Origin of the sequence: Solibacillus sp. FSL K6-1523 (assembly GCF_038005225.1) — a bacterium.
Classification (GTDB): domain Bacteria; phylum Bacillota; class Bacilli; order Bacillales_A; family Planococcaceae; genus Solibacillus.
On record NZ_JBBOSU010000001.1, the window covers coordinates 755,260 to 766,959 of the forward strand.

Below are 11,700 nucleotides of genomic sequence, written 5' to 3' on the forward strand. Positions count from 1 at the left end.
TGTGAAAAATACAGAAATTGTTGTACAAGGAGCAAGAGCGCATAATTTAAAAAATATAGATGTTACCATTCCACGTGACAAAATCGTTGTGGTGACGGGGCTTTCTGGTTCAGGTAAGTCCTCACTCGCATTTGATACGATTTATGCAGAAGGGCAGCGACGTTATGTAGAGTCCCTATCTGCCTATGCGCGTCAATTTTTAGGGCAAATGGATAAGCCAGATGTTGATACAATTGAAGGATTATCACCTGCTATTTCGATCGACCAAAAAACGACGAGCCGTAATCCGCGTTCGACGGTAGGTACAGTAACGGAAATTTACGATTATTTACGACTGCTTTATGCCCGTATTGGTAAACCGATTTGTCCGAAACACGGAATCGAAATTACGTCACAAACAATTGAGCAAATGGTTGATCGTTTAATGGAGTATCCAGAGCGCACGAAAATGCAGCTACTTGCCCCCGTTGTAGAAGGAAAAAAGGGAACGCATGTCAAGTTGATAGAAGATTTGAAGAAGCAAGGCTATGTTCGGATCCGGTTGAACGGGGAACTACGCGATTTAGATGATCATATTGAGCTGGATAAAAATAAAAAGCATACGATTGAAGTTGTCATTGACCGCGTCGTTGTAAAAGAGGGCGTTGAATCTCGTTTAAGTGATTCTTTGGAAGCAGCGCTACGATTGGCAGAGGGGCGCGCATTAGTCGATGTGATGGAGCATGAGGAATTATTATTTAGTGAGCATCATGCTTGTCCATATTGCGGATTTTCAATCGGTGAATTAGAGCCGCGCATGTTTTCATTTAATAGTCCATTTGGTGCATGTCCGACATGTGATGGGTTAGGCAGCAAGACGAAAGTGGATTTAGAGCTCGTCATTCCGGATTGGGATAAAACATTGCTTGAAAATGCGATTGCACCGTGGGAGTCGATATCATCACAATATTACCCGCAATTATTAGCAGCTGTTTGCAAGCACTACAATATTGCAATGGACATCCCAGTGAAAGATATACCAAAAGATTTGATGGACAAAATTTTATACGGCTCGGGCAAGGAAAAAATTCATTTCGATTTTATTAATGATTATGGTAGTCATTATAAAAAGGATATTGAATTTGAAGGGGTCGTTCACAATATTGAGCGCCGCTTTAAAGATTCTTCATCGGATTATGTACGCGATCAATTGCAAAAATATATGACAGAACAGCCATGTAATTCATGTAAAGGTCATCGCTTAAAGGCTGAATCGCTTGCGGTAAAAATTAAAGACCAAAATATATCTGAAGCTACTCGTCGCTCGATTCAAGAAATGTACGACTTCTTCAATTCAGTTGAGCTGACAGAAAAAGAAAAGCAAATTGCGAAATTAATTATTCGAGAGGTAGTAGAGCGTTTAAGATTTTTATTAGATGTTGGATTGAATTATTTAACACTATCTCGAGCAGCTGGTACGTTATCAGGCGGTGAGGCACAGCGTATTCGACTGGCCACTCAAATCGGGTCCCGTTTATCAGGTGTACTCTATGTACTGGATGAACCGTCAATCGGACTGCATCAGCGTGATAATGATCGCTTAATTCATACGCTTGAAAAAATGCGTGATTTAGGAAATACATTAATTATCGTCGAGCATGATGAAGATACGATGCTCGCGGCGGATCATTTAATTGATATCGGTCCAGGTGCGGGTGTTCATGGTGGACAAATTATTGCGCAAGGGACACCGAAACAAGTGATGAAAAATAAAAATTCCATCACGGGTCAATATTTAAGTGGGAAAAAGTTCATTCCGCTACCTTTAGAGCGACGCAAATCGGATGGACGTCTGCTGAAAATAAAGGGTGCGACAGAAAATAACTTGAAAAATGTTTCTGTAGACATTCCATTAGGACAATTTATTGCGGTAACAGGCGTTTCAGGATCGGGTAAATCAACGCTTGTGAATGAAATTTTATATAAGTCACTGGCATCGAAGTTAAATCGTTCAAAAGTTAAGCCAGGTGCGCATAAATCAATTGAGGGAATTGAACAATTGGAAAAGGTTATTGAAGTCGATCAATCTCCAATTGGGCGCACACCTCGCTCAAATCCTGCGACATATATCGGGGTATTTGATGATGTACGCGATGTTTTTGCGATGACAAATGAAGCGAAAGTACGCGGCTATAAAAAGGGACGATTTTCATTTAATGTGAAGGGCGGCCGTTGTGAAGCTTGTCGTGGAGATGGCATTATTAAAATCGAAATGCATTTCTTACCAGATGTGTATGTACCTTGTGAAATTTGTCATGGCAAGCGCTACAATCGCGAAACGTTAGAAATCCGTTATAAGGATAAAAATATTTCGGATATTTTAGAGATGACCGTAGAGAATGCGCTTGAATTTTTCAGCAATTTACCAAAAATTCAACGCAAGCTTCAAACGATTGTTGATGTGGGGCTCGGCTATATCAAATTAGGACAACCGGCAACGACACTTTCTGGTGGGGAGGCGCAGCGAGTAAAGTTGGCGTCTGAACTGCATAAACGTTCGAACGGAAAATCGTTTTATATTTTAGATGAGCCGACGACAGGACTTCATGTGGATGATATTTCACGCTTATTAGTTGTGTTGCAACGTTTAGTTGATAATGGGGAAACCGTACTTGTCATTGAACATAATTTAGATGTTATCAAAACGGCGGATCATCTTATTGATTTAGGTCCAGAAGGTGGCGATGGTGGGGGGACAATCCTTACTACTGGTACACCTGAGGAAGTCGCAGAAGTAAAAGAAAGTTATACAGGGTATTATTTAAAGCCGATTTTAGAACGCGACCGTGAACGGATGGATGAGAAAATTGCTGTGGCACAAAAGAAGTAAAAGAATCGGTATTTTTTAGGCATATGAATGTACTGCGTGAATTTTTTAGTGCATATAATGAAACCTTTTATCCTCCCTCCTCGTATATATGGGTATACGAAGTAGAGGGAGGAATTTTTTTATGCAAAATGAACGTAAACGAATTTTACAATTGGTTGAAAGCGGTGTAATTACGGCAGAAGAGGCGATTGGATTACTCGAAAAATTATCGCCACAAAAGGAATCCACTCAAACGACAGAAGTTTTACCAGTACAGTTAGAAAAAGATACCCAGCAAGACGCATCTTCTAAAAAAGTATATGAAGATGAACCAATATTTGAAGAAAAACGTAAAACAACAGGCTTTGAAGATATTTTTGGAAAAGCATTTAATGATAAAGATGTCAATAAAAAAATGGATGAATTTATGCATGAGCTTAAGCAGGACTTATCGCATTTTGGTACGCGTATGGCTGGTTTAATGGGCACTACTTTATCCAAGTTAAAAGATTTAGATATCGACACGCCGTTTGGAGAAAAAGTAGAATTCAATAAAACGTATGCCTACCCAGCAGGTGACGTAAATGGAATTGAATTAGATGTTGCCAATGGGAAAATAGAAGTGATTAAAACAACGGATGCAACTTTAACAGTAGATATACATGTAAAGACGACAGCAAAAGGTACGGAAGAGGAAACAATTGCTGCGATTGTTGAAGATTTAGCAACCCTTCAAGACCAAAAATTGATGATTCACTCGGCAAATAAATTTACACAAGTAAAAATTCGTATTGCTATTCCAGAAAAGCATTATGATGTCTTTATTGCACGTTTATTAAGCGGTGGCGTATCGATTGAAGGTTTAGATGCGAAATTGATTAAAGTAAAAACATATAATGGCATTGTTCGTTTAGAAAATGCAGCGTTTAATCATGCAGAATTGCAATCGAGCAATGGCTCAATTGAAGCACGTCAAATAAAGGGCGAAGATTTAGAGGTAGAAACTGCGAATGGTCGTATTTATATTGATGGTGAAATAAATGAAGTAGAGGCTGAATCTTTCAATGGACATGTTGTTGTAACGACTTCAAGTGCCGATGCGCATAAAGTGAAAGCTCGTACAATGGCGGGAACGGTCGAAATTTATGTGCCAAAAACAGTTGCAATTGATGGTCAAATTTTCTCGAATTTTGGTAAAGCAGATGTCGGATTAAGCGATGTAACGTTGCATGAGGAAGCAGATCAGCTATTACTAAAATCAATTCGTTTTAATAAAGAATTGGCCGGTGCAAAATTATTGAAAATCGTTGGTGAATCACGCACAGGCACAGTATTAGTTCGCTATACAACGAAGTAATTGATATAGGAAGAATGTCATTTCACTAAGGTGAATATGGCATTCTTTTTTATATGCGGCAAGATAATCTCCATTACTGATCTTACGCAAAACTATGAATCTATCGCTATCTCAAAGTCTTAATTCCTGCTATTATATAAAGGTATTTCCATTAATTGTGTCGAAATACATGTTTAAGTAGTTAGAATGAAAAGAAATTGTAATAATTCTAGCGTTGCAAAGTGATATAATAGAGAAAAATTAAAATTAAATTTCTAGTGATAGAACTTAGGTGGTTTCGTTAATGATTCAAATGAAAAATGTTGTGAAAAAATATCCAAATGGTGTTGTTGCAACGAACGGAATAACGATTGAAATTAAAAAAGGTGAGTTTGTTTATGTCGTAGGTCCGAGTGGTGCAGGAAAATCGACATTCATAAAACTGATGTATCGCGAAGAAAAGCCGACATCAGGCGACGTTATTGTAAACGGTATTAACTTACGTACATTAAAGGCGAGTCGCATCCCGCATTTACGACGTCAGTTAGGCGTTGTATTCCAAGACTTTAAATTATTACCGCGACTTACGGTTTATGAAAATGTTGCATTCGCGATGGAAGTAATTGAAGAGCAACCAAAAGTTATTCGTCAGCGTGTGATGGAAGTATTAGAATTGGTCGGTTTAAAACATAAAGTGCGAATGTTCCCAAGTGAATTATCGGGTGGCGAGCAGCAACGTGTTTCGATTGCTCGTTCTATTGTGAATCGTCCTAAAGTGATGATTGCCGATGAGCCAACTGGAAATTTAGATCCTGATACATCATGGGAAATTATGAATATATTTGAAGAAATTAATCGTCAAGGCACGACGATTGTCATGGCTACACATAACCGTGAAATTGTGAATACGATTCGTAAACGTGTGATCGCTGTTGAAGGCGGTATGATTGTCCGTGATGAGTACGGAGGTGACTACGGCTATGAAGGCTAGAACACTTGCGCGTCATTTTAGAGAGAGTATTAAATCATTAGGACGAAATAGTTGGATGACTATTGCCTCGGTCAGCGCGGTAACGGTCACATTATTATTAGTCGGTGTCTTTACAACAATCATGCTAAACCTGAACAAAGTAGCTTCAGATTTAGAAAATGACGTTGAAATTCGCGTGATGATTGAAATAATTCCAGATGAAGCAGAAATGAAAAAGATAGAGCAAAAATTGATTGGTGAGATTAAGAAATTACCAGATGTAGAGGAAGTTACATATTCTTCAAAAGATGCGGAATTAAATAAGTTAGTCAAAGATTTTGGAGACGAGTTAAGCTTATATGAACAAAATAACCCATTGTATAATGTGCTTTATGTAAAAGCCGCAGACCCATTAAAAACAGCAGAAGTCGCAAAAAAAATTGAACGCTTAGAACATACACAGTCAGTCAAATATGGTGAAGGTAAAATAGAAAAGTTATTTAACTTCATCGATATTGCTCGTAATGTCGGGTTAGTGTTAATCGTTGGTTTATTATTTACAGCGATGTTTTTAATTTCGAATACGATTCGAATTACGATTATTGCACGTAAAGAGGAAATTGAAATTATGAAATTAGTTGGCGCAACGAATTCCTTTGTACGTATTCCATTCGTATTAGAAGGTATGTGGTTAGGATTAATCGGCGCCATCATTCCAATCATTGCCGTTACGGTTGCCTATTATAAAATTTATGAATTGGTCTCGCCAAAACTAAAAGGGGAACTTTTCCAACTCCTTGAAGTAGGGCCTCTTATGTTACAAGTAAATGGATTAATCGCTTTAATTGGTATTTTAATCGGTGTATGGGGAAGTTTCATGTCTGTACGGAAATTTTTAAAAGTATAACTATATTTATGCGTCTAGGAGGAAAAGAGACTTTGAACAAGCATTCCTACAAAATTATCGCTGCACTCATTGCATTTGTGTTGATGATTCAAATGCCTGTAGCCTATGCTGCTTCTTTAAGTGACTTAAAGAAAGAAAGAAGTCAAATAGAAGCAGAGAAAAAAGAATTAACGAAATCACTCCAACAAAAAACGGGTGAAATTCAATCGAATCAAAATACTCAACAAAAAATCATTAGCCAATTAGAACAAATTGGGGCAAAAATAAATCAAACGCATAAAGAAATCGAGTTAGTAGAAATTGATATCGAAATTGCAAATGGAGAAATTAGCGATTTAGAAGCTGAAATTGTTGATTTGCAAGAGCGTATTGATAAGCGGGACGAACTATTACGGGACCGAGCACGTGCGATTCAAATAGGCGGTACAGTAAGCTATCTGGATGTATTACTTGGCGCAAATAGTTTTGTCGATTTTATTGACCGATTTTCGGCAGTCAATACATTAATGGATGCAGATCGTCAAATTATGCGTGAGCAAAAGGAAGACCAGGAAAAGTTAGAAGAACAAAAGGTCATACTTGAAACGAAAAAGAAAAAACTTGAAGAAAATAAAGCACAGCTGAATCGATTAATGGCTTCATTAAAAGAACAGCAGACAGAAAAAAATCGATTAGTCGATGAGCTTGAAAAAGAAGAAGCAAGATTACGTAGTCAGAAATCAGAATTACAAGAAGAGTATGATGATAAAGTAGAAATTAGTGAAGAGTTAGAAAAACAAGTCCTTGCAGAACAGCGTCGTTTAGCTGAGGTTGCTCGTCAAAAAGCAATAGAAGCAAAGAAGAAAAGAGATCGAGAAAAAGCGAATGCCGTAAGTTCTGGTTCAGGGAAATTACCGACCGTAGCGGCTGGAACTTGGACAAGACCAGCGGCAGGACGCTATACATCAGGCTTTGGTAGACGAAATATCGGTCCAATTGGCAGTAAAAATCACTTAGGAGTGGATATTGCAAACTCCATTGGTACACCAGTTGTTGCCGCAGCAGATGGTGTTGTTTCCTATGCAAGTAGAATGGGTGGCTACGGAAATTTTGTCATGGTCACGCATAGTATAAACGGACAAGTATTTACCTCAACTTATGCTCATTTAAGTGGCTATACAGCAAGTGTTGGTGATATTGTAACAAAAGGACAACAAATCGCAAAAATGGGTAATACGGGGAATTCAACCGGTCCACACGTACATTTTGAAATTCATGTCGGTGAATGGAATGGTGCACGTTCGAATGCAGTGAACCCATTGCGCTATATTTCATTATAACGACTAAAAAGACAAAACTCGGAAAAAAATTCGGGTTTTGCCTTTTTTGTTAGAATACTTTATAGATACATATGATATGGTACTACTATATCATATGTAGCGAGGTGTACCACAATGAAGAAAAATATTGGAATTGTCATCGTATTGGCATTGGTCATCGTCATGGCTGGAACGTATATTAAAAGAGAAATAGATGCAAGCAATGCAATCCCTGAAAAGTCAAAGGGTTATGAAGTGACGCTCGGAGAAGAAGTAGGGCTTCAAAAGGGACAAATAGCGCCTGATTTTACATTGATGAATATACACGGTGAGGAGGTAACCCTTTCAGATCTACGTGGAAAGCGTGTTGTACTTAATTTTTGGGCGACGTGGTGTCCACCTTGTGAAGCAGAAATGCCACATATGCAAAAATACTATGATAAATATGCCAAAAAGGATAATGTTGAAATTATCGGTGTCAATTTAACATATGAAAAAGAAAATGTAGAGCGAGTTAAAAAATTTCTAGAAAGTTATAAAATTACGTTTCCAATTTTATTAGAGCCTGTTTGGAGTGTCTCGAAACAGTATGAAATTATTACAATTCCAACGACATTTATGATTGATACAGAAGGCAAAGTTCAAAAACAAATTGTCGGACCACTGGATGTAGATTCCTTAAGAGAAAATGTTAAAAGCTTAAATTAACTAAATAGAGAAAACATATTCGACTTTGAAAGTATGAAATTCGCTTTCCGTTCATAAATTTAAATGAACAGGAGGGAAAATTGTGCGAAGAAGTCGGATTTTTTTATTGCTAGGTGTCGTTATTTTAATACCTACAATTCTCTTTTTTTTGCTAGATCAGGAGCCAAATGCAAAGACACAAGATACGGATTTTGCTGTTGTGAATGAATTGCATGATTTGATTGCGAAAGAATCGGTGTATGATGTTACTTCAGAAAAGTTAGTTGAAGGGGCCCTTCGAGGGATGGCAAAAGCGATTGATGATCCGTATAGCACGTATTATTCACAACAAGAAGCCGCTCTACATAAGCAAACACTTGCTAGTGAGCGCATTGGCATTGGGATTGAACTGAGTGAATCAGAAGGGAAATTTATCGTTATTTCACCAGTAAAGACATCCCCAGCGGACAAGGCGGGTATTCGTCCCCTAGATGAAATCATTCAAATTAATGATACGCGTCTTGAGGGAAAAACGTTGAGTGATGTGATGCAACTGATGCAAGGGAAGGAAGGGGAGGTAGTCGAGCTTGTTGTGTTTCGTCCAAACTTAGAACGTCATGTGAAAATTAGTGTGAAGAGAGCGAAACTGAAAAATAATACAGTGCAATCGGAAGTTATTAAAGTAGAAGATACGGCGATTGGCTACTTAACGGTTACATTATTTGGTGAAGAAACAGGCGCTGAATGGCAACGTGAGCTTAATAAAGTATTTGAACAAGATGTGAAAGCATTAATTATCGATGTTCGAGATAACCCAGGTGGCTATTTACATAGTGTCGCTCAAATGATTAGCACGTTTGAACGGCAGGAAAAAATATTCGCCTATATGCAAAAAAGTGATGGGAAAACAGAACCATTGAAAACAAAATATGTGGAAGAATTTTCTCCTTATATCGAAAAATTGAAGAATATTCCTGTTGCCGTTATTCAAAATGAAGGAAGTGCCTCTGCTAGTGAAGTATTTGCAGGTGCATTACAAGATTGGCAACGCGCAACGATTATTGGGGTAACGAGCTTTGGTAAAGGAACCGTTCAACAAAATTGGGAGTTAAAAAATGGTGGTGAATTAAAGCTTTCTACAAATAAATGGCTCACACCAACACAGCGCTGGATTCACCATGTAGGAATCGAGCCCGATATTGAAGTGAAACAGCACCCGCTTTATGGAATTGGGACAAAATTATTAAAAGGTCGTTTTGAAACAGGTGATTTTAGTGAAGAAATAGCTTATACACAGAACGTATTAGCAGAGTTAGGCTACGCAATTGTCCGCAAAGATGGCTTCTTTGATATGGAAACGGCACAGGCTGTTTCGAATTTTAGAAAACGCGTTGATTTACAGGATGGGCGCCATATGGATGAGCAGTTCTTTGCGAAAGTGACAGAACAATTACAAGCCTATAAAGCTTCACAAATTAATGATACACAGCTTCAAATGGCACTCAGTTTCGTCATGCACCAACTTCAAATGTAGAGAAATAGTTTCAGATGTTACATCGGATATGTCGTTACAATTAGCACTACGCATAAACAGTAGGATTTGGTACAATAAATGAAGTAATGATTGGATGGTAGGTGGAAAAATGGATTCAACTATTTTAATAGAAGTTTTGAAAAGTATTGGAAGGTTTTTCATCAATCCATTACTATATATTGCTGTAATTTCAGCTATATTTTTAGGATATCAACGTGTAAAAAGAGAACGCAAATACTTTAAAACGCGTATTTTAGGAGGATGGTCTGAGTTAAAGACTATGTTCTTCGCTGGTTTTGTATTATCGTTAATTGTTTCATTATCCAGTATTGTAATCGGTCTAACTGTTCCATTAGAGTTTTTAATTTTAATTACGCTCATCAGTATGATTGGTTTACTGTTATTTAATTATCATTTATTATCTCCAATAATCGTGATCGCGGTAGCATTCGTTGTAGTTGCTGCGATGTATTGGCAAGATTGGTCCTTTGAAATAATGGGCTTTGAATTTGCTGGACATAATGTTGCGGATGGGCTTGCGGTTACGGCACCTATTTTAGCAGGTGTATTGTTAATGGCAGAAGGTTTATTAATCCGTCGTTACGGGGCGAAATTTGCTTCACCTATAGTAGAAACGACAAAACGAGGGTTTAACGGAATTGCCTATTACAGTAAGAAAATTTGGGTTTTACCGGTGTTTATTATTATTCCGGGTGATGCATTTTCAGGGTTTTTACCATATTGGCCGCAATTTTCATTGGGGCAGGAGCAATTTTCACTTGTCCTGTTTCCGTTTGTCATCGGTTTCCAACAGCTTGTACGGAAAGTCATGCCCAAGTATGTCTATCCTGAACTTGGACGAAGCATTATTTTCATAGGGGAACTGTTATTATTAGTTGGTTTTACTGCTTACTTCTTCCCTATTTTAGGCGCAATTGCATTAGCGCTTGGGGTGATTTCGCGTACGATTATTGTTATTTATTATAGACGCAAAGAAGATCGTGATTCCTATGCTGTCATGCGAAGTGGAAAAGGAGCGATGATTGCGGCAGTATTACCGAATTCTCCTGCTGAAAAAATGGGCTTAATTGCAGGTGAGGTTATCCAACGTGTGAATGGTCAAGAAGTCTTTTCAGAGGATGAATTGTACGAAGCATTGCAAATTAATGCAGCACATTGCCGTTTAGAGGTAATCGATCATAATCAAGAGCTCCGATTAACTCAGCATGCTGTGCATAACGATGACCATCATAAAATTGGCGTATTGCTAGTGAAATAATAAACTAAAAAATGAAAACACAACTCGAGTGATAGGGAGTTGTGTTTTTTTGCATAGAACTTTTCAAAACCTAACCCTTACAAATGTCGAATTATGGTATTATGGAAGAAAAGATTTATTGAAGAAATAAATTTCATTAAAAAAGGAAATGCTTATTGTTAGTAGGGGTGAATTCTATGCTTGATTGGCTTACCATTGATAATGTTGAGGCAGTAATTGAACAATATAAATCATTAGGCCCGTTTATGGGGATATTTTTAACGTTTATCGAATCATTTGTACCGATTTTACCGTTGTTCGTTATAGTAGTAGCAAATGCGGGTGCGTACGGATTATTTTGGGGGTTCCTCTTATCCTGGCTCGGCACCGTAGCAGGTTCCTATGCCTTTTTCCTGCTTATCCGTAAATTTGGCAAACACCGTATATTCCGTTTTATTAAAGAACAGCAACAAATAAAAAAGCTCATTCATTGGGTAGATTTACGCGGATTTACGCCATTATTTATTTTGCTTTGTTTACCGTTTACACCGGTTGTCTTGGTCAACAGTGTCGCTGGCCTTTCGAATTTAAAAAAGAAATATTTCCTGTTTACGCTAATCGCTTCAAAGCCGGTCATGATTTTTTTGATGAGCTATTTGGGGAGTGATTTACGAGCAATTTTAAGTGCGCCGATGAAAATTGTTGTTTCAGGGCTCATTATTTTAGTTATTTGGGGACTCGGTAAACTCTTTGAAAGAAGTTTAAACAAACGAGTAGAACGTGACTTACGCACAATTGAAAAAGCGAAAAAAGATAAGCTACAAGGGATGTGATGACAAGTGTTAATCACATCCCTTTTTTT

The 11,700-nt window shown here is 37.8% G+C and carries 9 protein-coding genes; all 9 read left to right on the forward strand.

Annotated elements, in window-relative coordinates; all coding sequences use genetic code 11:
- Window position 1: 1 nt before the first annotated feature.
- The 9 genes from uvrA to MHI10_RS03445 all read left to right on the forward strand — a co-directional run bounded on the left by uvrA (window position 2) and on the right by MHI10_RS03445 (window position 11,671).
- Window positions 2-2,869, forward strand: a complete 2,868-nt coding sequence (gene uvrA, locus MHI10_RS03405; RefSeq protein ID WP_340782937.1) for an excinuclease ABC subunit UvrA — start codon at window positions 2-4, stop codon at window positions 2,867-2,869.
- A gap of 121 nt (window positions 2,870-2,990) precedes the next feature.
- Entirely contained in the window at window positions 2,991-4,205 is a 1,215-nt protein-coding gene (locus MHI10_RS03410) for a DUF4097 family beta strand repeat-containing protein (RefSeq protein WP_340782939.1), read from the forward strand.
- Window positions 4,206-4,488: 283 nt separating this feature from the next.
- The gene (ftsE, locus tag MHI10_RS03415; RefSeq protein ID WP_340782940.1) at window positions 4,489-5,175 is read left to right on the forward strand and encodes a cell division ATP-binding protein FtsE; all 687 of its coding nucleotides are present in this window, start codon (window positions 4,489-4,491) and stop codon (window positions 5,173-5,175) included.
- Window positions 5,165-6,061, forward strand: coding sequence for a permease-like cell division protein FtsX (gene ftsX, locus MHI10_RS03420; RefSeq protein WP_340782942.1), 897 nt, complete (start codon window positions 5,165-5,167; stop codon window positions 6,059-6,061). Before ftsE ends, ftsX begins: the two co-directional genes overlap by 11 nt.
- 32 nt (window positions 6,062-6,093) lie before the next feature.
- On the forward strand, window positions 6,094-7,380 hold the full coding sequence (locus tag MHI10_RS03425; RefSeq protein ID WP_340782944.1) for a murein hydrolase activator EnvC family protein: 1,287 nt from the start codon (window positions 6,094-6,096) through the stop codon (window positions 7,378-7,380).
- A gap of 114 nt (window positions 7,381-7,494) precedes the next feature.
- On the forward strand, window positions 7,495-8,067 hold the full coding sequence (locus MHI10_RS03430) for a peroxiredoxin family protein (protein ID WP_340782946.1): 573 nt from the start codon (window positions 7,495-7,497) through the stop codon (window positions 8,065-8,067).
- Window positions 8,068-8,149: 82 nt separating this feature from the next.
- Window positions 8,150-9,580, forward strand: coding sequence for a S41 family peptidase (locus MHI10_RS03435; RefSeq protein WP_340782949.1), 1,431 nt, complete (start codon window positions 8,150-8,152; stop codon window positions 9,578-9,580).
- A 109-nt stretch (window positions 9,581-9,689) separates the two neighbouring features.
- Window positions 9,690-10,859, forward strand: a complete 1,170-nt coding sequence (locus MHI10_RS03440) for a PDZ domain-containing protein (RefSeq protein ID WP_340782952.1) — start codon at window positions 9,690-9,692, stop codon at window positions 10,857-10,859.
- Between the two features lie 176 nt (window positions 10,860-11,035).
- Window positions 11,036-11,671 carry a TVP38/TMEM64 family protein gene (locus MHI10_RS03445; RefSeq protein ID WP_340782954.1) on the forward strand — a complete coding sequence of 212 codons (636 nt, stop codon included), beginning with the start codon at window positions 11,036-11,038 and terminating at the stop codon, window positions 11,669-11,671.
- Window positions 11,672-11,700: the final 29 nt, after the last annotated feature.

What these genes read in the sequence shown, in the direction of transcription:
- MHI10_RS03440 (WP_340782952.1), top strand. Translation starts at nt 9,690, where the DNA reads ATGGATTCAACTATTTTAATAGAAGTTTTGAAAAGTATTGGAAGGTTT.
- ftsE (WP_340782940.1), top strand. Translation starts at nt 4,489, where the DNA reads ATGATTCAAATGAAAAATGTTGTGAAAAAATATCCAAATGGTGTTGTT.
- MHI10_RS03445 (WP_340782954.1), top strand. Translation starts at nt 11,036, where the DNA reads ATGCTTGATTGGCTTACCATTGATAATGTTGAGGCAGTAATTGAACAA.
- ftsX (WP_340782942.1), top strand. Translation starts at nt 5,165, where the DNA reads ATGAAGGCTAGAACACTTGCGCGTCATTTTAGAGAGAGTATTAAATCA.
- MHI10_RS03410 (WP_340782939.1), top strand. Translation starts at nt 2,991, where the DNA reads ATGCAAAATGAACGTAAACGAATTTTACAATTGGTTGAAAGCGGTGTA.
- MHI10_RS03430 (WP_340782946.1), top strand. Translation starts at nt 7,495, where the DNA reads ATGAAGAAAAATATTGGAATTGTCATCGTATTGGCATTGGTCATCGTC.